The organism is Deltaproteobacteria bacterium (genome assembly GCA_009929795.1).
GTDB lineage: Bacteria > Desulfobacterota > Desulfovibrionia > Desulfovibrionales > Desulfomicrobiaceae > RZZR01.
Genome location: RZZR01000024.1, coordinates 13,569 through 27,193, shown reverse-complemented (window position 1 = coordinate 27,193; position 13,625 = coordinate 13,569). Strand labels below are relative to the sequence as shown.

14 protein-coding genes and 1 other RNA gene are annotated in these 13,625 nt (G+C 54.4%); all 15 read left to right on the top strand.

What is annotated here, in order from left to right; all coding sequences use genetic code 11:
• Positions 1 to 148 precede the first annotated feature (148 nt).
• The 15 genes from EOM25_04530 (at position 149) to thrC (ending at position 13,604) form a co-directional block, all read left to right on the top strand.
• Positions 149 to 571: a hypothetical protein gene (locus tag EOM25_04530; GenBank protein NCC24458.1), complete on the top strand. Its 423-nt coding sequence runs from the start codon at positions 149 to 151 to the stop codon at positions 569 to 571.
• A 44-nt stretch (positions 572 to 615) separates the two neighbouring features.
• The gene (locus EOM25_04525) at positions 616 to 1,173 is read left to right on the top strand and encodes a F0F1 ATP synthase subunit B (GenBank protein ID NCC24457.1); all 558 of its coding nucleotides are present in this window, start codon (positions 616 to 618) and stop codon (positions 1,171 to 1,173) included.
• Entirely contained in the window at positions 1,170 to 1,721 is a 552-nt protein-coding gene (locus tag EOM25_04520) for a F0F1 ATP synthase subunit delta (protein NCC24456.1), read from the top strand. Before EOM25_04525 ends, EOM25_04520 begins: the two co-directional genes overlap by 4 nt.
• A gap of 5 nt (positions 1,722 to 1,726) precedes the next feature.
• Positions 1,727 to 3,235, top strand: coding sequence for a F0F1 ATP synthase subunit alpha (locus tag EOM25_04515; GenBank protein ID NCC24455.1), 1,509 nt, complete (start codon positions 1,727 to 1,729; stop codon positions 3,233 to 3,235).
• A 14-nt stretch (positions 3,236 to 3,249) separates the two neighbouring features.
• Complete coding sequence (locus EOM25_04510) at positions 3,250 to 4,122, top strand: F0F1 ATP synthase subunit gamma (protein ID NCC24454.1); 873 nt, start codon at positions 3,250 to 3,252, stop codon at positions 4,120 to 4,122.
• Positions 4,123 to 4,137: 15 nt separating this feature from the next.
• On the top strand, positions 4,138 to 5,544 hold the full coding sequence (gene atpD / locus EOM25_04505) for a F0F1 ATP synthase subunit beta (GenBank protein ID NCC24453.1): 1,407 nt from the start codon (positions 4,138 to 4,140) through the stop codon (positions 5,542 to 5,544).
• Between the two features lie 23 nt (positions 5,545 to 5,567).
• Positions 5,568 to 5,993, top strand: coding sequence for a F0F1 ATP synthase subunit epsilon (locus tag EOM25_04500; GenBank protein NCC24452.1), 426 nt, complete (start codon positions 5,568 to 5,570; stop codon positions 5,991 to 5,993).
• Positions 5,994 to 6,167: 174 nt separating this feature from the next.
• Positions 6,168 to 7,535, top strand: a complete 1,368-nt coding sequence (gene glmU, locus EOM25_04495; GenBank protein NCC24451.1) for a UDP-N-acetylglucosamine diphosphorylase/glucosamine-1-phosphate N-acetyltransferase — start codon at positions 6,168 to 6,170, stop codon at positions 7,533 to 7,535.
• Between the two features lie 105 nt (positions 7,536 to 7,640).
• The gene (locus tag EOM25_04490; protein NCC24450.1) at positions 7,641 to 7,823 is read left to right on the top strand and encodes a hypothetical protein; all 183 of its coding nucleotides are present in this window, start codon (positions 7,641 to 7,643) and stop codon (positions 7,821 to 7,823) included.
• Position 7,824: 1 nt separating this feature from the next.
• On the top strand, positions 7,825 to 8,094 hold the full coding sequence (zapA, locus tag EOM25_04485; protein ID NCC24449.1) for a cell division protein ZapA: 270 nt from the start codon (positions 7,825 to 7,827) through the stop codon (positions 8,092 to 8,094).
• Positions 8,094 to 8,272, top strand: a non-coding RNA gene (ssrS, locus tag EOM25_04480) — 6S RNA. The genes zapA and ssrS overlap by 1 nt, the downstream gene beginning before the upstream one ends.
• A gap of 199 nt (positions 8,273 to 8,471) precedes the next feature.
• Positions 8,472 to 10,031 (top strand): ribonuclease Y, encoded by a 1,560-nt coding sequence (gene rny, locus EOM25_04475; protein NCC24448.1) that lies wholly within the window; start codon positions 8,472 to 8,474, stop codon positions 10,029 to 10,031.
• A gap of 29 nt (positions 10,032 to 10,060) precedes the next feature.
• Complete coding sequence (locus EOM25_04470) at positions 10,061 to 11,257, top strand: tyrosine--tRNA ligase (GenBank protein NCC24447.1); 1,197 nt, start codon at positions 10,061 to 10,063, stop codon at positions 11,255 to 11,257.
• Positions 11,258 to 11,271: 14 nt separating this feature from the next.
• Positions 11,272 to 12,144, top strand: coding sequence for a 4-hydroxybenzoate octaprenyltransferase (locus EOM25_04465; protein ID NCC24446.1), 873 nt, complete (start codon positions 11,272 to 11,274; stop codon positions 12,142 to 12,144).
• 11 nt (positions 12,145 to 12,155) lie between these two features.
• Positions 12,156 to 13,604, top strand: coding sequence for a threonine synthase (gene thrC / locus EOM25_04460; protein ID NCC24445.1), 1,449 nt, complete (start codon positions 12,156 to 12,158; stop codon positions 13,602 to 13,604).
• The last annotated feature ends 21 nt before the right edge of the window (positions 13,605 to 13,625 follow it).

Here is a 13,625-nt window from a genome sequence, read left to right as displayed (position 1 = left end):
CATCTCGTACGCACACATGCACGGGGCAGGGTAGCGGGCAAGATTGGTGACGGTACCTGTTTCGGGAAAAATTCTTTGACAGATCAGGTGAAATCGGATAAGCCGCCTTGACTTTGAACCAAAATTCACAAACCGGAAAGGGGGATGCATGATAGAGTTTAACATTACGTTTTTCGTTCAGCTGGTGAATTTTTTGATCACTCTGGCCGTGCTCAATCTCATCCTGTATCGCCCCATTCGAGGCATCCTCAAGCGTCGGGCCGAGCAAATGGACTCCAGGCTGCAGGAGATTGAGGGATTCAATTCGTCGGCTTCGGGGAAGCTTTCGAGTTATGAGCAGGCCTTGGAGCAGGCCCGAAAAGAAGGTCAAGACGTTCGTGTCCAACACAAGGCGCAAGGATACGAAGGAGAAAAAGCCGTTCTCGAGTCGGCCACGAAAGAGGCGGCCAAGGTCGTGGGCAAGGCCAGGGAAACGATCAAGGCCGAGCGCAAGGATGCTCTTGCCGCCCTGAACAAGGAAGTTGAGAAGTTTGCAGGCTTGGCCGCAAACAAGATTCTGAGCAAGGCCTAGGGCCGAAAAACTAAGGAGGGCGAGATTTGAAAAAGAGCTTGAAGATTTTCGGGCTGTCGGCCCTGTTTTTTTTGTTCGCTGGAGTGGTCTTTGCCGCCGGCGGGGGGGAAGACGGTGGCTCGTCCAAACTCTGGAATCTGTTCTGGAGGTTCCTGAACTTTGTTTTGGTGGTGGGCATCATTTGGAAGCTGGTCGGAAAGCGCATAGGAGAATTTTTTTCTGGGCGCAGGTATCAGATTGAGGCTGATTTGAAAGATTTGGACAGCCGCCGCACCGAGGCCGAAAGCAAGCTGCGTCAAGTCGAGACCAGCATCGCCAACCTTGAAAAGGAACGGGCCCAGATTCTCCAAGAGGCCCGGGAGCAGGGCGAGGCTATGAAAGCGGCCATCGTTGAGAAGGCTGAGGGCATGGCTAAGCAGATACTGGTCCAGGCCGAGAATTCCGCTGCACAGGAAGCAAGGTTGGCCATTGAGGCCGTCAAGTCCGAACTGTCCGATCAAATCGTCGAAGCCGCCGAGAAGATGATCGCCGCCAAGCTCGGTAACGTGAAGGAGCAGGAAAAATTGGTCAACGACTATCTAACAAGGGTGGTGCTCAATTGAATGGAAACATCGTAGCGCGCCGTTACGCCCACGCCCTGTTTTCCTTGGGGCAGGCCAAGGGCGGTGAAGTCGTCAAGACCTACGGCGACAACTTGAGCGCATTGGCTGAGGTGCTTGATGGGGCTCCCGAGCTGGTGAAGATTTTTCGAAATCCTGTTTTCACCGCCTCGGACAAAAAGGCCATCGTCAAGAAGATTCTGGACAAGGTCAAGGTCGACAAGATGGTCGCCAATTTTTGTTTTCTACTGGCGGAAAAGGGGCGGCTGGCCGTATTGCCGGATATCGCGTTTGTGTACGCGAAGCTCCTGGATGTGGCCCAGGGAATTGTCCGCGGTGAGATCATCACGGCCATATCCTTGAACGATGCCCTGCAGAAGCAGGTCAAGGACCAACTTGAAAAGCAATCAGGCAGTCAAGTCGTCTTGGAGTACAGTGTTGACCCGGCCATTCTGGGCGGCCTGAAGCTCAAGGTGGGAGACAAGGTGCTGGACGCAAGTATCAAGGCCCAGCTGGAAATTTTGAGAGAAACCATCAAGAGGGGTGAGTAGAGGCTATGCAAATCAAAGCAGAAGAGATCAGCCAGATCATCGAAGGCCAGATCAAGAACTACGAGAAAAAGGTTGAGATGAGTGAGACCGGCGTGGTCCTGTCCGTCGGTGACGGCATCGCCCGGGTTTACGGGGTCGAGAACGCCATGGCCATGGAGCTCCTTGAGTTCCCGGGTGGGATCATGGGCTTGGTCCTCAACCTCGAAGCGGACAGTGTCGGCGTGGCCCTTCTTGGCGAGGATACGCACATCAAAGAGGGAGACGAAGTCAAGCGAACCGGGCGCATCTTTCAGGTTCCCGTGGGAGATGCAGTCACCGGCCGTGTTATCGACCCTCTGGGGAACCCCATTGATGGCAAGGGGCCAATCGTCAGCAAGGAAACCCGTCTCGTCGAGATCAAGGCCCCCGGCATCGTCGCCAGAAAGTCTGTCCATGAGCCCATGAACACCGGGCTCAAGGCCGTAGACGCCATGACTCCTATCGGCCGCGGCCAGCGCGAACTGATCATTGGTGACCGCCAGGTCGGCAAGACAGCCATCGGCATCGACGCCATCCTGGCTCAGAAAGAGACTGACGTGTACTGTTTCTATGTCGCCATCGGCCAAAAACGAGCCACAGTAGCCCAGGTTGTCGACGTCCTCGAGAAGCACGGGGCCATGGAGTACACAACGGTTATTTCGGCCACGGCATCCGAGCCCGCTTCCCTGCAGTTCATCGCCCCTTATGCCGGATGTACAATGGCCGAGCACTACCGCGACAACGGCAAGCATGCTTTAATCATCTACGACGACCTTTCCAAGCAGGCTGTCGCCTACCGCCAGATGTCCCTGCTGCTTCGGCGTCCTCCGGGACGTGAGGCGTTCCCGGGCGACGTCTTTTATCTCCATTCCCGTTTGTTGGAACGTGCAGCCAAGGTGAGTGACGATCTCGGTGCCGGATCCCTGACAGCCCTGCCGATCATCGAAACCCAGGCCGGTGACGTTTCGGCGTACATCCCAACAAACGTTATCTCAATCACCGATGGTCAGGTTTACCTTGAACCCAACCTGTTCAACGCCGGTATTCGCCCTGCCATCAACGTTGGTCTCTCGGTTTCCCGGGTCGGCGGCGCCGCCCAGGTCAAGGCCATGAAAAAAGTGGCCGGTACTCTCCGACTCGATCTGGCTCAGTACCGAGAACTTGCCGCCTTCGCCCAGTTCGGGTCCGATCTCGACAAGGCCACCCAGCAGCGTCTGACACGAGGTGAACGCCTGGTCGAATTGCTCAAGCAGCCCCAGTATCGGCCGCTGCCTGTCCAGGAGCAGGTCGTTTCGCTCTTCGCAGGTACCCGCGGATACATGGACAAGCTTCCTGTTGATGCCGTCCGGAAGTTCGAAGAGGAGATGCTTGACTTTTTCCGCAATCAGAAGGCCGATATTCTAAAAGCAATCAAAGAGAAGAAAGATATCGACGACGAGCTTAGCAAGAAGATCGGCTCGGCCATCGATGAATTTGCAAAGAGTTTCAAGGCCTAACCAAGGAGTAGTCAATGGCATCACTGAGGGACATTCAGCGTAAGATCGGCGCGGTCAAAAAGACCAAGCAGATCACCAAGGCCATGAACATGGTGGCCTCCGCCAAGCTGCGCAGCGCGCAGCTTCGTATCGAGCGCTTCCGTCCCTATGCAGAAAAATATTACGAGACTCTTTCCGATTTGACGGCCAGGGTGGACGCCAGCGTCCATCCTCTGCTCGAACGACGGGAAGAAATCGTAAATGTTGGGATCATTCTCGTCACCTCGGACAAGGGTCTGTGCGGTAGCTTCAATACCAACCTGTGCACCAAGGCCAGGAAGTTGGCTGATGCCAAGGCCGCTGAGGGAAAGACTGTCAAAATGATCTGCATAGGGAAAAAGGGGAACGCCTTTTTTCGCAAACGAGGGTATGAAATTGTAACGGCTAAGAACGACGCCATGAATAATTTCGATTTTTTCCTGGCCAATCAAATTGGCACGGAACTAATCGAGAAGTATCTGGCCGCCGAGTTCGATGAGGTCCACATCGTTTTTGGCAGTTTCGTGAGTATGGCCAAACAGGTGCCTGAATCTGCCCAGATTCTCCCCGTTGCTCCGGCCGAGGAGGAAGAGGGCGATTCGTCGAGCGAGTACATTTTCGAGCCCTCGGTTGAGGGACTGTTGGCCGAGCTGCTGCCTCGCTACGTCAAGGTTCAGGTCTACAGAGGATTGCTGGACACTTCGGCCAGCGAGCACGCTGCCCGGATGAGTTCCATGGATAACGCAACCAAGAACTGTGACGATCTGGTAAACAAGTTGACACTTGTCTACAACAAGGCCCGTCAGGCCACCATCACCAGAGAACTCATGGATATCGTCGGCGGTGCGGAAGCACTGAAAAAAGGATAAAGGGGGCACATTTCGATGAGCAAAGAAAATACAGGGAAAGTCGTTCAGGTCATCGGTCCTGTTGTCGACTTGGAATTCGCCGAGGGCAACCTGCCCAACATTTTGAACGCCATTCTGATCACCAACCCAGCCATTGACGACCAGCCTGACAACCTCGTTGTCGAGGTCGCCCAACATCTTGGAAACAACGTCGTTCGATGCATTGCCATGGATGCTACTGACGGCTTGGTCCGCGGTATGATCGGAAAGGACACGGGAACCGGCATCGCCGCGCCGGTTGGAGCGGCCTCTCTTGGTCGGATCATCAATGTTGTCGGTCGTCCGGTTGACAACAAGGGGCCGATCAATGCCAAGAAATATCTTCCCATTCACCGTCCTGCCCCGGCGTTCACGGAGCAGAGCACCTCGATCGAATTGCTCGAGACCGGTGTCAAGGTCATCGATCTTCTCGTTCCCTTCCCGAAAGGTGGAAAGATGGGGCTCTTCGGCGGTGCCGGTGTCGGCAAGACAGTCATCCTCATGGAGATGATCAACAACATTGCCAAGCAGCACGGTGGCATCTCGGTCTTCGCTGGCGTTGGTGAGCGGACTCGTGAAGGAAACGACCTGTATCACGAGATGATCGAAGCGGGCGTTATCGATAAGGCCGTTTTGGTCTACGGTCAGATGAACGAACCTCCGGGAGCCCGTGCCCGAGTTGCTTTGACCGGTTTGACCTGCGCTGAGTACTTTCGCGACGAGGAAAATCAGGACGTACTCCTTTTTGTCGATAACATCTTCCGTTTCACCCAGGCTGGTTCAGAGGTTTCGGCCCTTTTGGGACGCATGCCGTCGGCCGTGGGTTACCAGCCAACCTTGGGCACGGACCTTGGTGAGCTGCAGGAGCGGATCACCTCCACGAACAAGGGTTCGATCACTTCGGTTCAGGCCGTCTACGTTCCCGCCGACGACCTGACCGACCCGGCTCCAGCCACGACCTTCTCGCATCTGGACGGAACCTTGGTTCTTTCGCGCCAGATTGCTGAGCTTGGTATCTATCCGGCAGTGGATCCGTTGGACTCAACTTCTCGAATTCTGGACCCCAATGTTCTTGGCGCTGAGCATTATTCGGTGGCCAGACAGGTTCAGCAGATTCTTCAGAAGTACAAGGATCTTCAGGATATCATTGCCATTCTTGGCATGGACGAGCTTTCCGACGAAGACAAGCTGACCGTCAACAGGGCTCGGAAAATTCAGAGATTTCTTTCCCAGCCCTTCTTCGTCGCTGCTCAGTTTACGGGCAAGGAAGGACGCTACGTCAAGTTGGAAGACACGATCAAAGGCTTTAAGGCCATCATCGACGGCAAATACGATGATCTTCCCGAAGGTGCCTTCTATATGGTCGGCGACATCAACGAGGCCGTAGAAAACGCCAAGAAATAAAACAACCGGGAGATAGGAACGACATGGCTAACAGCATTCACCTCGAAATCGTCACTCCGGATCGAAAACTGTTGGACGAGCACGTCGAATATGTTGGCGCTCCTGGAGTGAACGGCGAGTTCGGAGTGCTGCCTCACCATATTCCCTTTCTTTCGGCCCTTGGCATCGGCAGCCTGTACTACAAGATCAACGGAAAAAAATACTATGTATTCGTTTCCGGGGGCTTTGCCGAGGTCACACCGACCAAGGTGTCCGTACTGGCTGAAGTGGCCGAAAAAGCCGAAGAAATTGATGTGGAACGCGCTCGAAAAGCCAAGGAAAGGGCCGAGCAGCGTTTACGGCAGCAGCAGGAAAAGATAGACAATGCCCGTGCCCAGGCTACATTGGCCAGGGCTATGCAACGGCTGAAATGCCGCGAGTGCGCCCAGTCGGAAGGAACCCTCCGCTAGGGCTTCGTCCTGTGCGATGCGCTTCATGGAGGCAGGTCCAAACGGGCCTGCCTCTTTTTTGTTGAATTCAATGCCGGGATCGTGGCGAGTCAGTGTGCATTCCATCCTGAAATTTGGATAGTGACTGCCTCTCAACGAACCGTATCGGAGAACATGAAGATGTCTCAAGACATAATGCAACGGGTGGGGGCACTGGTTCTGGCTGCAGGTAAAGGCACAAGGATGCATTCCCCAAAACCAAAAGTGCTGCAGACAATGATTGGAGAACCCCTGCTCTGGTATGTCTATCGAGCATTGGAGGGGTTTGTCGGAGACCGAATCTGGACAGTCGTCGGATTCGGAGCAGATCAGGTAAAGTCTTCCTTTCAAGCCAGATCTTCACGGTTTGTCTTTCAAGAAAAGCAACTCGGCACAGGGCATGCCCTCCAAGTGGCCTGGCCGCGACTTATCGAAAGTGGCATCGAACACGTGATTATTCTGAACGGTGACGTGCCTTGCGTTCCGAAAAGCATCGTGGCTGACATCGTGTCCGAGCATATTGGGAAAATGAGCGATCTGACCATCGCGACCACTCGGCTCGAAGATCCAGGCCCGTACGGAAGAGTTTTTCGTGATATTTCGGGACGGATTAAGCGAATCGTCGAGGCCAAGGACGTGCGGGTGGAAGATGGCTCGAAAACTGTGAATGAAGTGAACGTCGGAATATACATGCTCAGATTGGGCTCCGTCGGAAACGTCCTCGGGGGATTGTCCAATGAAAACATGCAGAAGGAGTATTATATTACCGATTTGGTCGGCCTGGCTGATCAGGCTGGCTTGTCGGTAAACTCTGTGACAAGCATGGACAGTGAGGCCTTGGCAGGTGTCAACACACCGATCGAGTTGGCCGAGGTGGAAGAGACGGCCCGAAAAGAAATCGTTTCGGATTGGATGGGCCGGGGTGTAGTGATCCACAATCCCAGACAGGTTTGGATAGGCCCGAGAGTGATGATCGAGAGTGGCTGTTCTATTTGCGGACCATGCCACATTTTTGGAGAGAGCAGGATCACGTCGGGATCTATAATCGATGCCTACTGTCACATTCAGGACGCTGTCCTCAGGGCTTGCCAAATCAGGCCTTTTACACATATAGAAAAATCAAGCGTCGATGTTGGCTCGGTGATAGGTCCGTATTCTCGTCTTCGTCCGGGGACTGACATCGGCACCGATTCGAGGGTAGGGAATTTCGTGGAAGTCAAAAACACGAAACTCGGTCGCAACAGCAAAGCTGGGCACTTGGCGTATTTGGGGGACTCCGTAATTGGTGACGATGTGAACATTGGAGCCGGAACGATCACCTGCAATTACGATGGACGGCGTAAGCACCAGACCCGCATTGATGATGGGGCCTTTATTGGCAGCAACACGGCACTTGTCGCGCCTGTTGTCGTAGGCAGCAAGGCTCTGGTGGGTGCTGGTTCTACCATAACCAAGGATGTTCCGGATGATAGTTTGGCCATAGCTCGGTCCCAACAGAAGAATATTCGTCGAAAACAATCTTGAACATTCCTCATTCATTCGCTCTGTTGAGTCTCCGGCAGAATGAGGATGCCTTGAGTCTTGACGGTTACCGGATTGAACGGAATGGATACCCTTATGCAAGAAAACATGGATATACTCAATCAACTGGCCCAAAAGCTCGACGCCTTGATGCAGAAGAAGGAGTCTCTTGAGTACGAGATTCTCAGCCTCAAGGAAGAACTTGAGCATGAGCGCGAGGCCAAAACCCAGGTGAGGACAAAAGTCGAGGATCTGCTGAAAAAGATTCAGGACGTGGACCTCGACTCGTGATATGTCGAATTATGCGTTTGAAATCTTGGGGGTACAGCTATCCTTCAGGACGGACGCAAGTTCGGATCGGATAGAAAAGGCTGTGGCGCTTCTGGAAGAGCGCTATGGTACGTTGAGCGAACGTGGCAGAAGCATCAGCAAAGAGAAATTGTTGATATTCCTCGCTCTAGGATTGGCCGATGATCTTTTGCAAGTGACAGATAAAGTCAAATCGACCGATTCGAGAATCGAAGGACTTTTACATAGAATGGACAACAACGGAATATCGTGAATCTCCTGGGGAGTTCGTGATCGTGATCGTCGTTATTGAGCCAACACCGAGTATTGGAGGGTCGCTTCCAGCCGGATCGTGTGCGCACGGCATGCCGGGGCGCCTGACGTTCGGCAGCAGCCCTCAGTTGTACATACGAGGTTCAATATGACTCACGACACGGCTCTCCGGGATCACTCCTTTGTCATCGCCCATCGAAGGACCTTGGTGCCCTTCCTCTCTTGCATCTGATCGCCTACGTCTTGCCTCACCGTCCCATCCGCTTGACCTGATTTCCAGAGTCGCAGCACCGTTGCCATTCACACGAAGGCCATGGCTCGAGAAGCCGTGCCTTTGTGCATAAAGCCCTCAGGGCATAACATACAGGGTGGGGGAATATGTTGGGCACAATTATCATTTCATCGTTGCTTTCTCTAGTTGTTGGTGCTCTTGGCGGATTCATGGCCAGAAAGTATATTCTGGACAAGGAGTACGGCAACGCCAAACGCTTGGCAGAACGAATTCTTGAAGAGTCTCGGAAGGAGTCTCAGGCACACAAAAAGGAAATGCTTCTGCAGGCCCAGGACGATATTTTTCGCCAGAAGCAGGAATTGGATCGCGAATTCAAGGACCGGGAAAAAAATATCAAGAAGCAGGAGGAAAGACTGCTTGAAAAAGAGGAGCGGGTCGAGCGGAAACGAGAGGAGGTGACCACAAGGGAGAGTGAGCTGGTTCATGTTGAGAAGTCCTTGGCCCAAAAGGAGCGGGACCTTGGTGAACGCGAAGAAGGTGTCAAGCTTTTGGCGGATCAGCATCAGGCCCGACTGGAGGAGATTTCAGGTTTGACGGCCGAGGAGGCCAAGGTCAGATTGTTTGAGGAGGTTGAGAGCAGGACCCGGCATGAGGCGGCAAAGATGATTCGGGTCATCGAGATGGAGGCCCAAGAGTCGGCTTCTCGGAAGGCCAAGGAAATTTTGGCCACGGCGATACAGCGTTACACGGGCGATTATGTGTCCGAGCACACGGTGACGGCCGTTCAGCTCCCAAGCGAAGACATGAAAGGCCGGATCATCGGTCGCGAAGGTCGGAATATTAGGGCGCTCGAGGCGGCAACCGGGGTGGATCTGATTATCGACGACACTCCTGAAACGGTCATTCTTTCAGCCTATAGCCCCCTTAGAAGAGAAGTTGCCAAGCAAGCTCTGGAGCGCCTAATTAGCGATGGACGAATCCATCCAGCCAGAATTGAGGACATCGTCCGCAAGGTTGAGAAGGAGATGGACATCAAGCTTCGGGAAATCGGAGAGCAGGCAACCTTCGATGTCGGAGTCCACGGCATCCATCCGGAAATCGTACGATTGCTCGGTCATTTGCGATACAGGACCAGCTTCTCACAAAATGTCCTTCAGCACTCACTGGAAGTGGCCTTTCTTTGCGGAATAATGGCCGCTGAACTTGGTATTGACGTCAAAAAGGCAAAAAGAGCCGGGCTCCTCCATGACCTGGGCAAGGCCGTGGACCACGAGGTCGAGGGCCCGCATGCCCAGATCGGAGCAGATTTGGCCAAGAAATACGGCGAGTCCAAGGAGATCATCCACGCCATTGCAGCACATCACGAGGACGTTGCTCCGAGCACTGTCCTTGCGGTTTTGGTCCAGGCGGCGGACAGCCTGTCTGGTGCCAGGCCCGGGGCCAGAAAGGAACTTCTGGAGAATTACGTGAAGCGGCTGGAAGATCTGGAGAACATTGCAACGGGCTTCGAGGGAGTGGCCAGAGCCTACGCCATTCAGGCCGGAAGGGAGTTGCGGGTGATGGTCGACTGTGAGCGGATCAGTGACGAAAAGATTTTCTTGGTATGCAAGGACATATCCAAGAAGATCGAGGAAAATCTGACATACCCGGGGCAGATCAAGGTTACGGTCATTCGTGAACGTCGAGCTGTTGGCTTCGCCAAATGATCCAGTCGGGTTGGCATCGGGAGACGAGCATGAAAGACATTGACACGGCACTGGAGCAGATCCGTCGAGGAAGTGTCGAGATCATCGACGAAAAGGAACTGCGCGAGAAACTAGAAACAGGCAGACCGTTGCGGGTCAAGGTCGGGTTCGACCCCACGGCCCCGGATCTCCATCTCGGACACACAGTCCTGATTCAAAAGCTCAAGCATTTTCAGGAACTCGGACATCAGGCCATATTTTTGATCGGCGATTTCACGGGGATGATCGGCGATCCCTCAGGCAAATCCGAGACTAGGAAAAAATTGTCGCGGGAACAGGTTTTGGAAAACGCCGAGACATACAAGCGTCAGATTTTCAAAATCCTCGACCCGGACCGAACCGAAATCCGTTTCAACTCAGAGTGGATGGACACACTGACCGCAGCCGATTTCGTGGAACTTTGTTCAAAATACACGGTGGCTCGGATGCTGGAACGGGACGACTTCGAGAAGCGCTTCAAGGGAAACCAGCCAATCGCCATCCATGAATTCCTCTACCCTCTGGCCCAAGGGTACGACTCGGTCGCTCTGAATGCTGATGTCGAACTGGGCGGCACGGACCAGAAGTTCAATCTGCTCATGGGTCGGACCTTACAACGAGAGGCCGGCCAAACCCCCCAGGTCGTATTGACCATGCCCATCCTTGAGGGCCTTGATGGGGTGCAGAAGATGAGCAAGTCACTGGGTAACTACATCGGGATCGATGAGCCTCCAAACGAGATGTTCGGAAAGATGATGTCCATTTCCGATGAACTCATGTGGCGATATTTCGAACTCCTGTCGGACAGAAGTCTGGATGAGCTCGCAAAGCTTCGACGATCCGTGGCTGAAGGACAATGCCACCCGATGAAAATCAAGGAGGATTTGGCTCAGGAGATTGTTAGCCGATTCCACGGGCCCCAACAGGGCCAGGAGGCCAAAACGTATTTCGAGTGCGTCTTCTGCCGGCAGCAGGATCCCGAGGATATGCCTGTGGTCGAGGCCGTCTGCGGGACGGCTTTGATCGAGGTGCTGGATGCCAGTGGCTTGTGCTGCTCCAGAGGGGAAATCCGCAGACTTATCAAGCAGAATGCGGTGTCAATGGACGGAGAGAAGGTCAAAGCCCCGGAAACAGTGGTCACGGCCGGTGAACATATCTGTAAGGTCGGGAAGAAGCGATTTCTTCGGGTGGTGGCCAAGGAACAATGAGCCCGTCCTGCTCAATGGCAAAACAGTTTTTCAAGGCCATGGGCATCTTCGTCAGGATGGTCAAGATCGAGCACTCGGTCTTTGCTCTGCCTTTTGCTATTCTCGGCTTGGTCTGGTCCTCCAACGGCGCTCCGGGATGGGCAGCCACGATCCTTCTGATTCTGGCCATGGTGGCTGTACGGTCGTTTGCCATGGGGTTTAACCGACTAGTCGACCTTCCTTTTGACCGTGACAATCCGAGGACGCGCGGTCGGCCTCTGGTGACCGGTGAACTTTCGGTTGCCGGGACCAAGTTTCTGCTTCTGATTTGTGCCGGACTCTTTATTCTGGCCTGCGCCGGTTTGAACCAGTTGTGTTTGGCCCTGGCCCCTTATGCCCTCCTCTGGTCGGCCTTTTACTCCTATACCAAGCGTTTCACCCCGTTCTGTCATTTTTTTCTTGGTACGGTGCTCGGCTTGGCTCCCATTGCAGGATGGTTGGCCCACGATCCGACCCTGACTCTACCGTCCACCATGCTCGCATTCGGAGTTCTGTTTTGGGTCGCCGGGTTCGATATTCTGTACGCCACCCAGGACGTCGAATTCGACCGCTCCAGGGGGCTGCACTCCATGCCGGCGGATCTCGGCCTGAAAACGGCTTTGGCTCTTGCTTGTTTCTCTCACGTCACAGCATCGCTTTTTTTCGGATTCGCCGGGTGGGCGTACGGTGCAGGCTGGATCTATTTTCTGACCTGGGGGATCGTTTCAGCAGTTCTTCTGAGTGAGCACCTCCTGGTTGACGAAAACAGCCTTTCTCGTGTGAACCTTGTTTTTTTCACTGCCAACGGGTTCATAGCCATCGTCTTTATGGCCGGCGCCCTGGCCGACATCTATATATTGAGAGCCTGAGGAGGTCATACATGTCCGGAGCCGATGTTTTTCCCGAATACCGAGGTTCCATGGAGTACGAATGCCTGTCGTGCGGACGGTCCTTCCCCGTAGACAGGCTTTTGTACACCTGCCCTGATTGCCGCGGCGTCATGCTGCTGATCGACAGGTCCGGAAAAACCCTGAAGGAAACCACAGGATCTGCCTGGAGAAATCTTTTCGACGCCCGTTGCGCCACCCGTACAACGGCCTTGAGAGGCGTATTCAGGTACTATGAACTGATGGCCCCGGTTCTGGAGGAAGAGGATATCGTCTATCTGGGTGAAGGGCATACCCCGGTGGTGGAGGCCAGTCGAAAGTTGCGAGATCTCATCGGCCAGCCCATGGCCTTCAAAAACGACGGCCAGAATCCGAGCGCCTCGTTCAAGGATCGGGGCATGGCATGCGCTTTCAGCTATCTCAAGCATCTGATAAGACAGCATGGGTGGGATCACGTCATTGCCATTTGCGCTTCCACTGGAGACACCTCGGCGGCCGCAGCCCTCTATGCGTCCTACGTGGGTGAACCGATCAGGACCGTGGTCATTCTGCCCCAGGGTAAAGTCACAGCCCAGCAGATGGCCCAGCCTCTCGGGCACGGGGCCATGGTTCTTGAGGTTCCTGGAGTCTTTGACGACTGCATGAAGGTGGTCGAGCATCTGGCCGATTCGTATCGGGTGGCCCTGCTCAATTCGAAGAATGCCTGGCGCATTTTGGGGCAGGAGAGCTACGCCTACGAGATCGCCCAATGGTACAGATGGGACTTGAGAGGTCAGGCCATTTTTGTTCCCATCGGCAACGCGGGGAACATCACGGCCATTTTAAACGGATTTCTCAAGCTCGCCGATTTGGGGATCATCGACCGCCTTCCGCGGATTTTCGGCGTCCAGTCGAGCCATGCTGATCCGGTCTTCAGATATTACAACGCAGATCCCGCAATCCGAGCCTGGGCCCCTGTTCAGGTCCGTCCGAGCGTGGCTCAGGCGGCCATGATCGGCAATCCTGTATCGTTTCCGAGGGTCAGGGCTTTGGTCGACCGCTATGTCCGCTTGGCCGGAGAGGATTTTTTCCACGTGGTTCAGGTGGAGGAACAGGCTATCATGGAGGCCATGCTCACGGCCAACGCCCACGGCCACATCGCCTGCACTCAGGGCGGGGAATGTCTTGCAGGCCTCATCAGGGCCCGTGAGCTTGGCCTTCTGGAGCGCGACGAACACGCTATTCTCGACGCAACGGCCCACATGCTGAAATTCATCGGCTTTCAGAATCAGTATATGGAGAATGGGTTTCCGGCCGAATATGAGATCACGCCGGATACCGGACGGACCAACGCGCCCAGTCTGGTCATCGACCCGAAGGAAAAGGATACACTCGATCCCGAAACCTTCACCTTGACCGCGGCGTCCAACGTGGCCTCCCGGCTGGGTCTGGCCAAGAGATGAGATTTACAGACCAGGGCCGAT

Bases quoted from the DNA above. Each gene is read 5' to 3' on its own strand.
- EOM25_04530 (NCC24458.1), top strand. From the start codon at position 149: ATGATAGAGTTTAACATTACGTTTTTCGTTCAGCTGGTGAATTTTTTG.
- EOM25_04515 (NCC24455.1), top strand. From the start codon at position 1,727: ATGCAAATCAAAGCAGAAGAGATCAGCCAGATCATCGAAGGCCAGATC.
- EOM25_04510 (NCC24454.1), top strand. From the start codon at position 3,250: ATGGCATCACTGAGGGACATTCAGCGTAAGATCGGCGCGGTCAAAAAG.
- atpD (NCC24453.1), top strand. From the start codon at position 4,138: ATGAGCAAAGAAAATACAGGGAAAGTCGTTCAGGTCATCGGTCCTGTT.
- EOM25_04500 (NCC24452.1), top strand. From the start codon at position 5,568: ATGGCTAACAGCATTCACCTCGAAATCGTCACTCCGGATCGAAAACTG.
- glmU (NCC24451.1), top strand. From the start codon at position 6,168: ATGCAACGGGTGGGGGCACTGGTTCTGGCTGCAGGTAAAGGCACAAGG.
- EOM25_04490 (NCC24450.1), top strand. From the start codon at position 7,641: ATGGATATACTCAATCAACTGGCCCAAAAGCTCGACGCCTTGATGCAG.
- zapA (NCC24449.1), top strand. From the start codon at position 7,825: ATGTCGAATTATGCGTTTGAAATCTTGGGGGTACAGCTATCCTTCAGG.
- rny (NCC24448.1), top strand. From the start codon at position 8,472: ATGTTGGGCACAATTATCATTTCATCGTTGCTTTCTCTAGTTGTTGGT.
- EOM25_04470 (NCC24447.1), top strand. From the start codon at position 10,061: ATGAAAGACATTGACACGGCACTGGAGCAGATCCGTCGAGGAAGTGTC.
- EOM25_04465 (NCC24446.1), top strand. From the start codon at position 11,272: ATGGCAAAACAGTTTTTCAAGGCCATGGGCATCTTCGTCAGGATGGTC.
- thrC (NCC24445.1), top strand. From the start codon at position 12,156: ATGTCCGGAGCCGATGTTTTTCCCGAATACCGAGGTTCCATGGAGTAC.